Annotated in this window: 9 protein-coding genes and 1 pseudogene; 3 read left to right on the plus strand and 7 right to left on the minus strand. The window is 40.3% G+C overall.

Annotation, left to right across the window (positions count from 1 at the left end):
- Nucleotides 1–14 precede the first annotated feature (14 nt).
- The 7 genes and pseudogenes from ACT3QP_RS03825 to pilG all read right to left on the minus strand — a co-directional run bounded on the left by ACT3QP_RS03825 (nt 15) and on the right by pilG (nt 12,195).
- On the minus strand, nt 15–1,019 hold the full coding sequence (locus tag ACT3QP_RS03825; RefSeq protein WP_444524519.1) for a chemotaxis protein CheB: 1,005 nt from the start codon (nt 1,017–1,019) through the stop codon (nt 15–17).
- A complete protein-coding gene (locus tag ACT3QP_RS03830; protein WP_444524520.1) occupies nt 1,009–7,935 on the minus strand; it encodes an Hpt domain-containing protein in 6,927 nt (2,308 codons plus the stop codon). Before ACT3QP_RS03830 ends, ACT3QP_RS03825 begins: the two co-directional genes overlap by 11 nt.
- A 30-nt stretch (nt 7,936–7,965) precedes the next feature.
- Nucleotides 7,966–8,937: a CheR family methyltransferase gene (locus ACT3QP_RS03835; RefSeq protein WP_444524521.1), complete on the minus strand. Its 972-nt coding sequence runs from the start codon at nt 8,935–8,937 to the stop codon at nt 7,966–7,968.
- A gap of 134 nt (nt 8,938–9,071) precedes the next feature.
- Nucleotides 9,072–10,124 (minus strand): annotated as a pseudogene (locus ACT3QP_RS03840) (methyl-accepting chemotaxis protein); the annotation flags it as partial.
- A gap of 519 nt (nt 10,125–10,643) precedes the next feature.
- A complete protein-coding gene (locus ACT3QP_RS03845; protein WP_444524522.1) occupies nt 10,644–11,174 on the minus strand; it encodes a chemotaxis protein CheW in 531 nt (176 codons plus the stop codon).
- A 3-nt stretch (nt 11,175–11,177) separates the two neighbouring features.
- The gene (locus tag ACT3QP_RS03850; RefSeq protein WP_444524523.1) at nt 11,178–11,540 is read right to left on the minus strand and encodes a response regulator; all 363 of its coding nucleotides are present in this window, start codon (nt 11,538–11,540) and stop codon (nt 11,178–11,180) included.
- Nucleotides 11,541–11,817: 277 nt separating this feature from the next.
- Nucleotides 11,818–12,195 (minus strand): twitching motility response regulator PilG, encoded by a 378-nt coding sequence (gene pilG, locus ACT3QP_RS03855; RefSeq protein ID WP_192518548.1) that lies wholly within the window; start codon nt 12,193–12,195, stop codon nt 11,818–11,820.
- A gap of 682 nt (nt 12,196–12,877) precedes the next feature.
- On the opposite strand from pilG, the gene ACT3QP_RS03860 reads away from it, so the two are divergent.
- From ACT3QP_RS03860 to ACT3QP_RS03870, 3 genes are all read left to right on the plus strand, one after another.
- On the plus strand, nt 12,878–14,191 hold the full coding sequence (locus ACT3QP_RS03860; protein ID WP_444524524.1) for an efflux RND transporter periplasmic adaptor subunit: 1,314 nt from the start codon (nt 12,878–12,880) through the stop codon (nt 14,189–14,191).
- Between the two features lie 244 nt (nt 14,192–14,435).
- Complete coding sequence (locus ACT3QP_RS03865; protein ID WP_444524525.1) at nt 14,436–15,158, plus strand: response regulator transcription factor; 723 nt, start codon at nt 14,436–14,438, stop codon at nt 15,156–15,158.
- Between the two features lie 103 nt (nt 15,159–15,261).
- Nucleotides 15,262–17,343, plus strand: a complete 2,082-nt coding sequence (locus ACT3QP_RS03870) for an ATP-binding protein (protein ID WP_444524526.1) — start codon at nt 15,262–15,264, stop codon at nt 17,341–17,343.
- Nucleotides 17,344–17,591: the final 248 nt, after the last annotated feature.

Below are 17,591 nucleotides of genomic sequence, written 5' to 3' on the forward strand. Positions count from 1 at the left end.
TCACTCACAATAAGTTAATGTGAAGAGGCTGCATTTGCCTTTTCACCAATATAATCTGTCAGTTTCTGTGCTAAAGCCGTTGGACTACCAATAAAACTACAATATCCTGAATCAATGATAGCCTGAGGCTGACTCGGACAGGCACTTACACTAGGATCCTGCGCCCACAATTGACTATTATTATCTTGAATGAGGTCCAAATATTGAGAGCCATCATTACCCATACCTGAAAATATAATATTAATAAGCTCACTACCATAAACATCGCTGGTATTTTTGAGAATCTGACCAATCGCGGGCTTATACTCGCCTTCCCAAGCTTGTTCTAAAAGAATAACTCGGCCTGTCGAGTCACACACAATTTGCTTATCAATAGGCGCAATAAGACACTTACCTGCTCGTAGCCGTTGCGACGATGTAATGACCTGACAATGCCAATCATTATGACGGTTGAGTATGCGTGGTAAGGTATCAATCATGGTTTTGTTGAAATGATGCGCCAATAAGATACAAACAGGCAGCTTGACTGATAAATTATCCAAAAACTCTTTGATCGCGCTAGGACCACCCATAGAAGCACCCAAAAACACCACATAATCCCAGTCTGTATCAATCTTATTGGGTTTGTGAACAGGCGTATCTATCAGCACTGGTAATTCAAGCATATGCGCAAGCTTACGCTTTAATTTACGCTGCCATTTAGCATATTGTGTGGCTTCATTAAGATATGGTGCTTGACTAAAACCTACCAATACGGTTGCTGGTTTAGAAACAGTGGTTGCAGTCACAATACTTTCATCAAAGTCACTATCTATTAGCCATATATCAATAACTAAATCCGAGAGCACAGGTTTTTCTTGCAACTGCTCCCGTGACATACAGCCAACAAGGGTAAAGCCACAACTACGGACAGTATCAGAAAAGGCCATACGCTGATGATGCTCTTCTGCAACGACCATCACCTTGATATCAGCTTTGTCTTTATCCTTCAGTGCTAAAACACCTATATTATCCTTCATGAGTTAGACTGACCTTTTGACCCAGTATCTGTTGGATCTTACTAAGCAGCGCTTGTTCTTGGAAAGGCTTACCCATGTAATCATTCACTCCAATCTCTAGTGCACGTTGACGATGCTTTTCACCAGTACGTGATGTAATCATGATAATTGGGATATGCTGTAAGCGCTTATTATATCTAACTTGGGTAGCGACCTCGAAACCATCCATACGTGGCATCTCAATATCTAGCAACATCACGTCTGGTGTCATGTCTTGTAATATCTCAATCGCATCAACACCATCTTTCGCAACTGCCACGTTGAAGCCTTGACGTTCCAAGAAGCGCGATGTCACTTTACGTACAGTAACAGAGTCATCAACCACTAAGACAGTAGGCTTAGCCTCTAGACTATTTTGTTTCACATTGCTAAGTTGCGGTATGTTTTTGACCATCTGCGCATTACGCATTAATGCAATAAGATCCAAGATTAGCATCACCGAACCATCACCCATGATGGTAGCTGCGGAAATACCTGGTAGGTGCGATAACTGTTGTCCCAAAGGTTTTACAACCACTTCGATACGTGATCCTGCAATTTGATCAACTTGTAGCGCAATATTTTGTCCAGTACGGTTTTTAATGATAATGAGCGGTAAGCTTGTATTGGTGCTAACAACTAACTCATTTAGTTTATTGCCTGACAGGATCTCATTTAAATAACGCACCCGATAATCAACATCTTCAAACGTTAAAGTTGCATCACCTGACTGATAATAATCGTAAAGCTTTTCTGGATTGATACGAACCACACGCTCAATCTGAACCAATGGTATCGCATAGTAACGATCTGCAGCACGAACGACCAAAGCATCAGATACTGCGACAGTCAAAGGTAAGCGCACAGTAAAGCGTGACCCTTTACCTAGCTCCGAGACCACTGATACTGAGCCGCCTAATTGACGAATCTCACTGATCACAACGTCCATGCCTACGCCACGTCCAGAAATCTGTGTCACTTGTTTACTGGTCGTCAATCCCGCATTAAAGATATATTGCATAATATCAAGGTCTGTGAGACTTCTATCATCTGCATCAATAAGGCCTTGAGATATTGCTTTAGCACGAACGGCTTCTACATCAATTCCTCGACCATCATCTGATAACTGAATGACAATCTCACTACCCTCGCGATTGACTTCGAGAGTGATATGTCCACTACGTTCTTTACCTGCTTTCAGACGTGTTGAAGCATTTTCGATACCATGATCGACAGCATTACGAAGCATATGTTCAAGTGGAGATGTCATACGCTCTAGAATGGTTCTATCCATCTCGTCATCAGCATTGATGATCGTTAACTCAACAGACTTGTTCAATTCATTAGCAGTCTGGCGTACGATACGTTCAAGGCGCGGAGTCAAACGCGTAAACGGTACCATACGTGAGTGCATCAGACCATCTTGCAACTCAGTTTGCGTGCGTGATAGTTGCAATAAAAGACTTTCACTATCACGGGTCTTTTCTAACAGTGTTTGATTAATATCAATCAAATCCGATGCCGACTCTGTCAAAGACTTTGATAGCTGATTCAAAGAGGAGTATTGATCCATTTCTAGAGGGTCAAAATCTTCATTCTGAATAAGTTCATCATCTATTTGAGACAAAATTTGCGCTTCAAGCTCAATTTCCATTCGGCGTAACTGGTCAGCCAGTCGCTGTACTGTCGTACCCATCTCTTCGAGGCTGTTAGTCAAGCTACTCATGCCCATATCGATACGAGCACGGTTAATGGCTGACTCACCAGACAAGTTGATCATATGCTCAACCAAGCCTCCTGAAATACGAATCATCTCGCTATTGCCAACACTCTGATCTTCTTCGTTCGTATTGATAAGCATAGATGGCATTTCACTGATATCTTCTGCTAGATATTGTGAATCCTGCTTTTCTCTAGCAATCAAGAGTGCTTCACGTTGTACTTTTAGAGATTCTTTAGGTACTTGCTTTAAGCTGTCAGGGTTTTTACTAAATTGCTGCAATGCTTCAATTAGTAATGCCGGCGTTGGCGGATTGACTTGTTGTCTAAGCACAGAAACTGCATCAGCTAACCAATCATGACTGGCAACCAGTAACTCTAATACTTTTTTAGTAGTCGGACGGCGGTTATCAACAAAGTCTTTATAAACCGATTCCATCTCATGCGCCAGATCTGCGATACCAGTAGCAGAAACCATTCGCGCACCACCTTTGATGGTATGCAGGTCACGCTGTAATGCTTGTAGTGCTGTTTTATTTCCTGTGTTTTCTAAGAATAGTTGTAGATACTTATTACGATTAGTAAGCTCTTCTGCTTCTTCTAAGAATACCGCTAATATATCAGGGTCTGGTAAACCATTAGCCCATGACTGCTTAATCATGCGATCCAGGCTTAAGCCATCTAATACTTCATCGCTACTGTTGTTCGTATTTTGGTCAACAGTGTTTTGTACCTCAGGTTCAAAATGATTTTTGGGTACAGGGACGGTCAGCTCTACCGCTTCTGGCAGGCTTTGTGCTTTTAAAAGCTGTTGTAACTGCTCAATGAGTTCTGAGGCAAAAAAAGATTTTTTATAACTCACAATATGCATCACTTGCAATGACATTGTGTCTTGCACTATCTGCATAATATCGAGCCACTGAGTGGTTGGTATTCGTCTGTTTTCTACAAAGGCTTCATAGACACTTTCAGCTTCGTGGGTCAGATCACCAATACTACGGATACCTGCCATCCGTGCGCCGCCTTTGATAGTATGCAAATGACGTTGCAACACTTTCAGTGCGTTAACATTACTAATATCCGAACGCCATTTATTGAAACTTTCGTCTAATGCAGCATCAAGCTCCTGCGCCTCTTCTAAAAAGATCTCTAAGAGTTCTGCATCAGTATCAATAGACTCAAGTTGCAACTCGGGTGCTGAGATGGCTCGAACCACAAAATCATCTTCAACTTCACGACTGTTATCTGCTTGACAAATACTCTGCAAGTCAGCAAGAACCTGTTGATCGATTTTTAATGATGTACTACCTGCCAATGCATCGAATAAGCCAACTAACTGAGCATGACCAGTATGCAAGATTGCTTGGTTATCTGCATCTCTTGCTTTTTCAGGATTGTCATTTAAGTAACTATAAGCGTTACCTAACGCATTGAGAATGGAAGTGAATTTTGGAAATTCTTGCGCTTTCTTAGCTAAATATTTTATTTGTGATAGTTGCTGCTCTATATATCCCTCAATATCAGCTATTTCAGCTTGATTAAGCGCATCATCCAGTTCCCATTGAGCATCCAATAATTCATCAATATTATTATCTAAGAGCTTCGCTATCGTTGGTTTATTATCAGATAGGACTTTAGTATCAGAAGCGATATCTTGCTCATCAAGCATCGCTTGCAATGATGCTATCTCTTGATCTTGTTGGTTTGGTATATCTTCTGCTAAGATATGTTTCGATTGAACATTTTTCTTATAGCTATTTAGATAACTATAAATCAGTGTAGATGACTTGGCTAAGGCCTCTAAGTGCTGAGCGTTCATAGCCTTATCTTGCTGTTGTAATAACTCTAAACTGTGCTCTATAGTCGCACTCACTTCACTAATGGCAGCAAGAGCTCTAGAGCCAGAAGAACCTCTTAAAGTATGAAAAGCACGGACAATATCATCCGTTACTTCAACATGAGATTCACCTTGATGTTCATCGACGAATTGGTCAACTTTTTGCAATAATCCCTCTGCCTCATCGATAAATATCTCACAAAATACTTTTTCTTCATCGCTTTGAGGTGCCAAAACAATAGAAGCCTCTGCAATCATTTCATTCACAGAATTGATTGTTTCCAGCGTAGCATCTATCCTTTCTTCGCCATTATTTTGGTTAAGGTTGTCCTCTTCTAAATCAGACGGTAACAATGATTCCTGCGTGGTTTTGGCAGCAGATGTATTTGACAATGTGTCATTATGATATAAATCAGAGTAACTGAAGTCATCACCATGCTGTTTACTATAAGCATTTGCACAGGCAATCCAGAGCGGTAACATACTAGGGTAATCTTGACGATTATTTTCGAATACTAGCAACATCGAAGGATAGGCTGCTAATACATCTCCAACCAGCTTTCTCATATCTACTGAGGCAGCGATACTATTATCCAAGATGCGATTAAGCATGTTTTCTATCGCCCAAGCCAACTCAGCAGTGTAGTTAGCACCTACCATACGGCCCGAACCTTTTAAGGTATGAAAACCGCGGCGGATATCTGCCAATCCACTTAAATCAGTTATTGACAGGCACCAGTTTTCATATAAAGGTAAGATTTCAACCAATACTTCATTGGCCTCTTCTATAAATATCTCTTTAATATCTGGATCTGCATCATTAGCATCAGCAGCCAACTGTTCTGGGGTCTGCATAAATGGTACGAGTGCCGATGGAATCTCGATATCAGACAGTGATGCGCTCATATCTCTACTGTCACTGTCATCATTTATTTTTTGAGATTCATCAGTCGTGTCATTATCAGCTACTAACTCAGTATCATGAACTGTTACGCTTGCTTCTTCTTTTAAGCTACTTTCTGATGCAGAATCGACTGACTCAGGTTCAGGTAGACCTAACCCGCTATTAATTGGTTGCTGCGTCATTAAGTTATGGCTTTTTAGCATAATAATAGCAGGATCAAAGCTTGGTACTTGTTCCGCTTCAAAATCTGTGACCAATACTGGTAAAATTTTTGCCGTTTCCATTACTAGGCTGACGACATTATCGGTTACAGGTAATGTCTTATCTAACAAACGATTAAGCAGGTTTTCGATTGACCACGCCATCTCACTGATACTGAAGGCGCCAACCATACGGCCTGAACCTTTTAAGGTATGGAAACCTCTACGCACTTCGGTAAGTGGTGTAAGATCTTGCGCATCTTGCTCCCAAATGGGTAGGAAGTCCTCCAGATCAGTGATTACCTCTCCCGCCTCCTCAATAAAGATATCCCTGATATCTGCATCCATCTCAAACTCATCAGGCTTAACTTGCTCTCTTACTGCTGCTAACGCCTCACTCTCTATGTTATCAACTGCCGTGTCCTCTAGCTGTTGCGTCATCTCATCATCTTCATTAGAGTCAGTCACAGCTTCATCTTGAAGATTCTGTTCACTAGCAGGGGCAATTTCACCACTATCATCGTAACGCAGTACATTGGTTGCCGCTGGTTTTTGAGTAAGAAAAGTATCATTGACCGTATCTGGTGCTGCAATATAATCATTAAGCAGCTGCGTCGCTTTGGCTGTATATTCATTTGCCTGAGTGAGTAGCTTTTGATCAAAGACTTGCTGCGCAAGGTAATCAAGTAACAACTCAATAGAGGTCAACCCTTCAGCCACTGCCTGTGTTACATCCCAACTAAGCGCCTCAATCTCATGATCCACCAATTGTGTAAATATATTAGACAGCATGTTAATGGTTTCACGTACCTCTGGCACACCCATATCAGAAAAAGCGTCACCAATACTAGAAAAATGGGTAGCAGTAGGCAATAAATGGCTGTCTTGACGCTGTACATAATCATTGAAGCTTTGCTTGACGTCTTCTACTGCAGTACGCAGCTCACGCAAATCACTATTAGCAGTGCTCGTAACCTGATAACTGTCAGACGGTGTATCAGTATTATTAAGCGTGTCAGGCAATGTGACAAAGGAAGCCGCATCTCCTATCTTAAGAGATATTGTCTGTTCAGTATTATAAATGGCGTTATATAACTCTTGCAGCTGCCGCTCAATTTGCCACTTGCCTTGTGTAAAGCCATTCTCTGATGAGAGTACATCCTCGATATTAGTAAGAATTGACTCCACTTGTCCCACATAATATATCCAACCTCGACGCTCAAGCTGACGTTGAATTTTTTGTAAGTGGTTTAGCAGTGTGTCTGGCTTATCCAAGTTAAAGATAAGCATTTCCAGTTCACTAAGTATTCGCGGTAAAAAACGTGGTGCTGTACCTGTATTTTGCAATAAGTTATTTAGTATAGACTGTGTGGCTTTGCTACTTTGTGCAAGACTACTTAATTCAAAGTAGACTCTAATAATTAGATTTCTGATAGCGGTTACTGACAGTTCAGCTTGCTCAACACGAGACTCTATCACTTGTTCCAACTGGCTTAGCACTGGTGCATAATGCTCAGGTAACGGGGTATCGTTATCAGCAAGATCGTTTAACCACAAGTCGGTTAAATACCAAAGTCGTTGTACGTCTTCGTCTTGAGCAGTTTGCCATAAATACTGGCTAACGCACCCTAGCACTGTTAATACAGAAGATTGATTCGTATTGGCCACCAATAGCTCTCTTACTTGCTGTCGCCAAACCAATAACAACTGTTGATAATGATGATTATCCAAAGGTGTAGTAATGTTACTGACTGGAACCATTACGTCTATACTATCGATAACATTATCATCAACGGTATTATTATCTGAATCCTCATGCTGTCTATCCACAAGGCTTGCCGATGGCTCTATGACAACCCCTAGCGCTGACAATGCTTGATCAAGCTCATTAGCAGCATTATTAATTAACATCGTATTGTAGCTACTGGTACGCAAGTATTGATTCAGCTCGCACTGTAGCAATCTATGCGCAAACTGACCGACACGGCGGTTGTTGACAGAAATACCGTCATGATCACTTGCTTCTACAAGTGAACTCAACTTATTGGCAAGATCCGCTAACAAAGGAAGACGAATCATAGTCAGCGCACCGCTAACCTGATGATAAGACTTCACCATCTGCTCATTATCGGTGTTGCCATTATCTAACTGCCAGCCATTAAATACCTGTGATAACTGCTGATTAAACAGTGGTAACAACCACTCAAGCGTTACTATGTCATTGGGCTGGTTTTTCATAGGGTTATCCTAACTCGTCTAAGCACTAATTTAGGCATTGATTTTCTGCCACACATTAACCTGTGGGTGCGCAATACGGCGCATATTTGAAGGACGCCAAAATAGCGCCTCACCTGGAGCCAATATAATGTACCCACCTAACACGCACTGCTCTGATAGCCTCGCTAAAATGTCACGCTGATCAAACTTGCGAAAATAGATCAACATATTTTGGCAAATTATGATGTGCTGAAGGTGCGAAGTAGGTGGGGTTTTTTCCATAATATTATGTAAAGCAAAACTAACATTTTGTTGCAAACTTGGTGCTATCTGCCAGTGTGCTTGATGACTTGTTATCGCTTCATTAGTTGTCGCTGAATTACAAACGTTCGGCTTTCTAATCACACTATGCTCATACAATGGCTGAACAAACTGCTGATAACTGTGAGGTATCAATAACTTTTGTCTATTATTATAGTACCCTAGTTCTGCATTTATAATAGCTTGTTGGCTAACATCAGTACCTAGTATTGTGTGGTTTTTCAATTGCTGTGCAGCTAAACTCATAGCCAATGACCATACTTCTTCACCACTTGCACAACCAACACTCCAAATTCGAAACAACTCATCAGAAGTATTGACAACACTACTAGTACCGCCTGATGCAATCCTTAATCGCTGATTGTCTAACGCACATTTTGTGACAAATTCTATAGAAGGCATGTAACGGAAAAACCGACTTTCATGAATCAATACGTTATCTAATAGCTGTTGACGCATCTCATTATTTTTTGGTAACTGATTCCATAGTTTTATAGCAGTCAATCCATAGGATAATGCAGTATTATCAATCGCATTGATCAACCATTTCCGCTGAACATTGGGTAGCACAAAACCGATCTCTTGCTCTATGTACTGTTGCCACTGCTGCACATCAAGACTATCGTCCTGCGACGATGCATTAACCAGTGTTGGCTTGTTGCTCTTAGTAACATTGCCGTCTATTTGAATAAATTTATCCACGTCACCTGCTATAGTTACTGCTACAAAATCGCTATTCGCACAGCATTTTAATTAACATATGAATATGAAGTATGATAAATCCTCTAACACTCACTTAATGCTAGAGCCTATCATTGCACATCTACTGATAATGTTTATTCTGTCTCTGATGTTTCACTATCTAACGGCTCATCATCATTCGATATTTTAAAGCCAGTCACTGACTCTTGAAGCGCTGCTGCCATTTCACTCAACTCACCAATAGAACGTGCAGTTGCCATCGTACCAGATGAAGTTTGTGACGTAATATCTTGAATGATATTCATTGTGTGAGAAATATGGCCAGCAGACTCAGCTTGTTGTAAAGCCGCATTTGAGATGTTTTGAATCAAGTCAGCCAGCGTATTAGAGACGCTCTGTACTTCTTCTAGTGCCTCACCAGCATCTTTAGCTAATCGAGCACCACGTACAACTTCAGAAGTCGTTGATTCCATTGATACAACTGCTTCATTAGTATCTGCCTGAATGGTTTTTACCAATGTTTCAATCTGTTTGGTTGCATTAGCTGAACGTTCAGCAAGACGTTGAACCTCATCAGCAACAACCGCAAAGCCTCGACCTGCTTCACCAGCCATCGATGCCTGAATAGCAGCGTTTAATGCCAAAACGTTAGTCTGGTCAGCAATGTCATTAATCAAACTAACGATATCACCAATCTCTTGCGAAGACTCACCAAGACGTTTGATACGTTTTGATGTCTCTTGAATCTGATCACGAATGACGTTCATACCTTCAATAGAACGCTGTACAACATCTGCTCCGTTATAAGCAATAGCAACTGAACGCTGAGCAACTGTCGCAGATTCCGAAGCATTATTTGACACTTGGTCAATTGATATCGTCATTTCATTAATAGCAGCTGATACACCAGCAATTTCTTGTGCCTGATGCTCAGATGCCTCAGCAAGCTCAACCGCATTCATCTGCGTCTGATCTGAAGACTGCGAAACACGGTCAGCGGTATTGTTAATAACCAGTACCAATTGGCGCAATTGGTCAATCGCAAAGTTCACTGAGTCAGCAATAGCACCAGTAAAATCTTCTGAGACAGTTGCATTAACGGTCAAATCACCTTCTGCCAAATCGCCCAACTCATCAAGTAAGCGTAAAATAGCTATCTGGTTACGTTCGTTCTCTTCTTGAATTTGACGTGCTCGCTCAGACTCTGTTTCTGCTTCTTGACGACGACGCAACGTTTCTTTTTCGATAAGTAATCGTTCTGATCCACCACGCTGTTTCAGTAGCTGATACGACGCAAATAAGATCCCTAATACACCTATCACAAATACAACTACTGGCAAGACAACAGACTGATTAAAATCAGGGAAGTATTGACTCACTGATGATAAGGAGCTGCCCAACCAAATCAAACAAGCCACACTTATCGAAGCAAAAAGTACTAATAATAATTTCCACTCACTATTAGCATCTTTGCTAAGTGCTGCTGTATTAAGCGTACCAGCTGCAGGGTTTTTTATAACATCACTCATCGTGCGTATTCCTTTCAAACAATCATCAAAGTCTGATCTTGATTGACTTTGACAATCTCATTGTTATAAAAACAACAGTGATTAACAAAGCCTGTGTGAATGTTGACATCCAACCGTATTCTGTCATTCGCTACTATTTCATCATAGCTCTAACAGCCAGATATCTGTTATTGATAACTATACTGCAGCATCAGTATACTGCTTGTCTTGTGCAAGTAAGCTTGGCATGAAAACATACCAGTCTTGCTCATTTTTAAAAAACTTACCATGATTATAAGGGGCAAAGGGCGAGTTAGGCTCAATTGCCTCTGCCCTGTATTGGTCATGCGTAAACTGCTCAATACCAATAACATGATCTACTACCAGTCCTGAAAAGAGATTGTCATGATCGATGACAATGACTTTGCGTTGGCTCATTTGCGTCAAACGACTAGGGACCTGAAGAAACTTGGATAAATCTGTTATGGGCAGTAGCCGTCCACGAATATTGGCGATACCTAGCATCCAAGGCTTTACTAAAGGCAAGCTAGTATACTCTGGCATGGCTAATACTTCTGATATCTGACCCATTGGCGCAACTAAGCGTTGCCCACCAATTTCAAACACCACACCTTGCCAGTCATACTCTTGTCCACCGCGGCGACCACTTTTGCGCGCACGTGCTAAATCTGCTAGACGCAGAAGCTCAATAAACCCTCTGGAAGCCACAAGCTACTCCGTTACTTTGCGAATGATATCAACCAAGCTATTTTCTTCAACCGGTTTGTTCATGTATTCTTTAGCGCCTTGGCGCTTGCCCCAAACTCTATCTGTTTCCTGGTTTTTGGTACTGATCATAATCACAGGAATATGAGCAGTGGTTTTACCACGAGTAATTTTTCTCGTGGCTTGAAAACCATTCATTTCTGGCATCACCACATCCATCAAGATGACGTCTGGCAGGTGATCGGCAGCCATCTGACAACCTTGCTCACCATTTGTCGCCTCTAAAACTTGAAAGCTATGTCGAGCAAGCATATCGCGAAACTTCGCCATCTCAGATGGTGAGTCGTCAATGACTAAAACAGTAGTCATAGAAATTTCCTTTATTTTCGAATAATATCCAAAAGGATATGTTGTTATATTATTGATACAACCCGAGTAAAATCATTTACCAAAAATAGTAGTATTGATTTCTCAACAGTTGTTATTGAATATTGAGCAATTATCGTAAATTGTCACTCATATTAGGTCTTTAAATCTAGCAACCTAACCTTAAGAAAACTGCAAAAATCATACCAACTATAATCGTATATCAAGACTTTCACTGACAAAGGTACATATTCCATGGCTATTATTAGCAATTTTTATACTAACGGTATTGGTTGATTGCCTCAAACAGCTCGTCTTTGCTGAATGGTTTCGTTAAATATTCGTCAGAACCAACAATACGACCACGCGCTTTATCAAATAAACCATCTTTAGATGACAACATAATTACTGGTTTGTTTGCATAATCAGGATTGTTTTTTATCAATGCACAAGTCTGATAACCATCTAAACGTGGCATCATAATATCAACAAAAATAATATCTGGGTTGTTATCAACAATCTTTGCTAAAGCATCAAAGCCGTCAATAGCAGTCACTACTTCGCAACCAGCTTTTTGTAGCAGTGTTTCTGCGGTACGGCGAATGGTTTTTGAGTCATCAATTACCATCACTTTCAAACCATCAAAATCATTTTCCATTATCATTGTCCTATAAACGACTATTTATTCGTAATACTATCTATCAACACAAAACGTCAACGTGTCATACCATTCATTATTGGGTTAATACGAGCCGCTAATTTTGTGTTGCCATGTGTTATGACAGTGAACCTACCATCTGTCAACATTTACCTATTAAACATGCTATCAGCATAGGTCACTATACGCACTTTTTTATTAATAAGCTTACAAAATCGTTCCCAATTTTTAGCTTTTTGAACAGACAGTTTTGCCTGACTCTAACGGTTAAAAATCTGGATTGTTTTTATATCATTAAAAGCACGTCCCTACTGACCATGATAATTGCTATTTGAGCACAGAAAGTTCAAATCAGAATAATCATCAACTTCATGATATTTCTACATTATATAGAAACGATAAAAATATTGCTGAATAATCTTATATTGTAATAAATATGTATCAAACTTTCTCTATACTAAAGTTGTTTTAGCACAATTATCGGCCCGTTTCCAGTCATAATCAAATCAATATTCAAACTAACTGGTAATATAAAAATGTATCTGAAAAGCTATTACTATTAATTTTGATACTTATTTGTTTTAATTGCCATATATTCATAAGTCTAGATAAGTGTTTAATGATCATTTCACCTCACTACAATTCACTATATAATAAAATAATGATTACTAAGGTGAGTGTTATGACAGCTTTTAGAATATTAAAAACCAGCAGCTATTTATCAGGCGTTTTGCTGCTTCTTGCCTGTCAGCCGCCTCTACCTGTTGATGAGAGCGCCGCCGACGAAGACAGTGCAGTGGTAGATACGCCAGTGGTCATCACCAATGATAGCGTGACCATCACACCTGAGCATATTTTAAGCATAAAATCCTCACGTTACCAGCCCAGTCTTGGCTTACAAGGTAAGATCAAACCTATCAGACAAACCACATTCATCACAGCATACCCAATCAACGTAGAAAAGGTATTAGTGACTAAAGGTCAATGGATAGAAAAAGGTACGCCGTTACTCATTGTTCGACGTCTAAACACAGAAGAGAAAACAACGAACCTACCCAATACATCAGAAGGATCTGCCCCACAATCAGATAACTCTGAACAAGAGACTCCAGCTCAGCATGCCGAGTTGACTAGTGATACAGCTAATATCAAACCAAAAAATACTGAAGGTGCTGAAAATACTGAAAATACCGATGCAAATCTGACCCATGCAGAGACTACGACAAATAATAGTGACACAACCGCAAAGAGTAACTCCGTTGATACAGAAAGTCCGGCAACAGCGAACTCAGCGATAGAAGTAAATAATGCCGATATCAACGCTCATGATAAGCAAGTAAATGGTAATAACAGCCTAAAACATTCACAAGGTCAGTATGGCTTAACGACTGTTTATGCTAGTTTTTCAGGGCGCGTAGAAGACCTATATGCCAAAGTAAACCAAACGCTAAAGGCTCGAACACCGCTGCTAACGTTTAACGATGAAACTCAATTATACTTTACATCAACGCTACCGGTTCAAGCTGAACCACAGCTTTCAGTAGGCCAGACGGTCAATTTCACTGTTGAAAATATGTCAGAAAAGTTTACTGGACAAATCAGTAAATTGACAATAACCAGTCAACCAAAAAAACTCTTAGTTAATGTAGATGTGATTGATAACGAAGTAAGTCGTGATAAGTTATTACCTAATATGAAAGCAACAGGACGAGTTAATTATGGTCAAATAGATGTCGGTACTACTGTACCTAAGCGTGCTCTGCACGATGTTGACTTGACAGAATTACAAACGCCGCCATATAAACCACTTGTGCCATTAACTGCTAATGTGTGGATTATTGGACAAGATCAACGATTAAAACAACAGCCTATTGAAGTGGTCGAGTATAACCCTGATACCAACCAATATTTGATTGCAGGCATTAGCAATGACAGTTTGATTTGTTTGGCTGACTTACCAGTGAGTTCAAGTGGCAAGATAGTCAAGGTTTCATAGCCCCAACACCGGCTGTTACATTGTATAGAAACATTAACAAAGTCTATCTTGTTTTGTAACAGCTTAATTAGGCAATATAGCCATATGTCATAGAGCATTATATTTTATATGTTTTTAAATCTTAGAGGCTTAACGGTTTGCATGCTTGAGCAGTTGAACATCATTGATGTATTGATGATCATGAGTAACACATGACAGCACGTTAGACTTTTTACAAACCATAACAACAACTAGAGGACAACCCATGAGTAAGCAAATTTTATTGATTGAAGACGATCCTGATTTGGCTGAGTTAATCAGTGACTACCTGACGATGAATTATTACGATGTACATCATGCAGGTCTTGGTCAAGAAGGGCTTGACTTATTAGACACCAAAGAACGCGATATAGACTTGGTTGTCCTTGATTTGATGCTACCTGATATGGATGGTATGCAGGTGTGTCAAAAAATTCGTGGTAATAAGAACAATATGACCAACAAAGTCCCAATTATTATGCTGACAGCGAAAGGGGATACGACAGATCGCGTCTTAGGTCTTGAGATGGGTGCTGATGATTATATCGCTAAACCTTTCGAGCCACGTGAACTACTAGCACGTATTCGTGCAGTGATTCGTCGCCACGAGCAACCCAATCAAGCAGACAGTCAGTCAGACAGTTTAACTTTCGGTCGTTTGAGTGTTTTTCCTGATAGTCATGAAGTAACCATCGATGACGATCCTGTACGTTTGACAACGCATCAGTTTCAATTACTGCATTACTTTGCCACTCATTCTGGTAAAGTACTAAATCGCGAGCAACTTTGGCAAGCCATGCCAAATGATGATAGCTCAGACAACATCGATCGAGCTATTGACGTCCATATCTCAAGATTACGAGCTTTGATTGAAGACAATCCACGCCAACCAAAACGCATTATTACAGTACGCGGTGTTGGTTATCAATTTGCCACGGATCAAGTTTGATCATCGTAGGAAACAGCTAACTAATCGAAAAACAACCATGCTATTTGACTTATAAATCAAATAGCATGAGTCGATATAAGCGTCTAATAATAGAGATGGTTTAATGCAGCAATTGGGTTTTCGTTCCGTATTTGCCAAGTTATTTGCCAGTGTCATGCTAGCACTTACGCTATTTGCAGTTGCTATGGTGTTATTAACGCAGCTTGTGCACGACAAAGATGCAGGTATTCGCTCAGAAGTATTAGCCACACAAATTTTGGGACAAATAGACCCATTTTTGCATGAGCTCAATAACTCTGTTAGCCGAGACAATCGCTTACAGTCACGCTTCATGTTGGCAGTGGTCAAAAAAAGCTTTGATATTTTTGATGAGTCATTGCAAGCCAAGATGGGCTTATATGACAGCCAGGGCCGCTTGTTGATGCAAACAGATAACAGTGATTTACCACTAGAGCTGCCACCTCCTCCTTCTTTATTATCACGTGTTTTTCCCTCATTTTCAGAAAAATCTCCTACTCAACAAGCTCAAGTTTATAGCAGCACTGGCTATACCCTTTTATATGAATCACGCTTACCTCCAAAAAAACCCGTACTCTCTTCCGCACTGAATTTGTTCACTGGTACATTACTACTGCTATTCATCATGGCAGGCGTATTATGGTGGATTGCTCGCACCATTACTTGGCGTATCAATCAAATGAGCCAGCAAATGACACAATTGGGTGATGGTGACTTTACAGTACGAGTTAATGTTAGTGGTAATGATGAAATCACTTCATTGGCATGTGGATTCAATCAGGCCGCCCAAAAAATCGAACAGCTTATCGATGCCAATAACTTACTATTAGCACATGCCTCTCATGAGCTACGTACGCCCATTACTCGTATTCGCTTACAGATCGAAATGATGGATATGCTGACTAGTGCTTTACCATCTGACACAAAAGCAAAATTTGATAAGCGGGCTCAGGCAGTCAATCGTGACTTATCAGGACTTAACGACTTGGTAGAGAGCATCCTGTTGGTCAGCCGTATGGATGCAGGTCACGCTTTACAGCAAGTTGAACGTTTAGACTTATACGACCTAGTCAATCAAGAGCGCCAACACTATCCTGAAGCTACGTTGATTGGTGAGCATGTCACTATTGATGGGCAAGCAGCGATGCTGACTCACTTAATTCGTAATCTATTGACTAATGCAATGCTGCATGGCAAACCACCTGTAACGGTATTATTATACGGTGTGCAGATGATTGATGAGGCTGGCACCATTCCTGATTATCTGTTGCAAACAGTGCTTTGTGATGGCTTAATTGATTGTAACGGTGTGGATTTTGAATCTTATGATGAACCAATTGATACTAATGACGGTAGTGTACAAAGTGTTGTGCCGCTAAATAATACATCCACCACTAGTGACAACGGCAAAACTGAAACAACAGATTCGATCGCCACACTACCCGCACCGCTTATTTATAAAAATGGTGAAAGTATTATTCCTGATACTGATACCACAGATCATGAGGCTGAGATAACGTTATTAGACAGTCCCACTAACAAGGATACATCTGAGACAGATGCTACTAAAAATTTAGCAACTCATGAAAACTCATTAGATGCTATTAATGAACCTTTATTGAGCGCTAATCATCATCACTTTACTAATGAATTGACTACTAAAATTAAAAAATCTATTTGGAAGGCCGTTCCTGATACTAAAGATAACTCAACAAACAAAAATGTTAAGACCAAAAAATCTGATGAAACAATTATTGAGTCAACCGTTAGCAGTCATAGCCCTAAAAATAGTACGAATACACAAGACGACTCTAAAAACAATACTCTAAACACGACTGAGGCTTTAAACACTCCGCGTAAAGAAGGCTTGTTTGCCAAACACATGAAAAAAGCCAAAGCAGAACCTGTACGTCCACTACCAAAATATGCAGTCTTGGCAGTCATTGATGAAGGTACTGGTATTCCTGAAGACAAACGTGAAGAAGTGTTTAGTCCATTTGTACGTTTACAGCAAAAAAATAAAGGCTCTGGTCTTGGTCTATCTTTGGTATCACAAATTGTCACTGCCCATCAAGGGCGCATCCTCACCGATACCTTGAATGGTCATACTAGATTTTTAGTTATCATACCCGTCAAGCATGACCCAAATTACCAACAGAACGATTAAAGCGTATCTCCAATTCACTCGATAGTCATCTAAATGCCCTAATTAATGACACTGCCTAGTCAATCACGCAATCACCCTGATAGCATGTGTTACCCACTGGCAGAATCTTGGCTTCAGTGTTCAACGATCCTCACTACTATTGTGACTGGCTAATAGCCATTAGTCATAAGCCTGTCACGGATGCGCATATCCAAAGTACCTAATAATATGCTATATTAACGCCCCTTATTATAGGGTTGTTAACAGTT

Source organism: Psychrobacter sp. AOP7-B1-24 (genome assembly GCF_052376215.1).
Classification (GTDB): domain Bacteria; phylum Pseudomonadota; class Gammaproteobacteria; order Pseudomonadales; family Moraxellaceae; genus Psychrobacter.

What these genes read in the sequence shown, in the direction of transcription:
- ACT3QP_RS03830 (WP_444524520.1), bottom strand. Translation starts at nt 7,935, where the DNA reads ATGAAAAACCAGCCCAATGACATAGTAACGCTTGAGTGGTTGTTACCA.
- ACT3QP_RS03825 (WP_444524519.1), bottom strand. Translation starts at nt 1,019, where the DNA reads ATGAAGGATAATATAGGTGTTTTAGCACTGAAGGATAAAGACAAAGCT.
- ACT3QP_RS03865 (WP_444524525.1), top strand. Translation starts at nt 14,436, where the DNA reads ATGAGTAAGCAAATTTTATTGATTGAAGACGATCCTGATTTGGCTGAG.
- ACT3QP_RS03850 (WP_444524523.1), bottom strand. Translation starts at nt 11,540, where the DNA reads ATGACTACTGTTTTAGTCATTGACGACTCACCATCTGAGATGGCGAAG.
- pilG (WP_192518548.1), bottom strand. Translation starts at nt 12,195, where the DNA reads ATGGAAAATGATTTTGATGGTTTGAAAGTGATGGTAATTGATGACTCA.
- ACT3QP_RS03870 (WP_444524526.1), top strand. Translation starts at nt 15,262, where the DNA reads ATGCAGCAATTGGGTTTTCGTTCCGTATTTGCCAAGTTATTTGCCAGT.
- ACT3QP_RS03860 (WP_444524524.1), top strand. Translation starts at nt 12,878, where the DNA reads ATGACAGCTTTTAGAATATTAAAAACCAGCAGCTATTTATCAGGCGTT.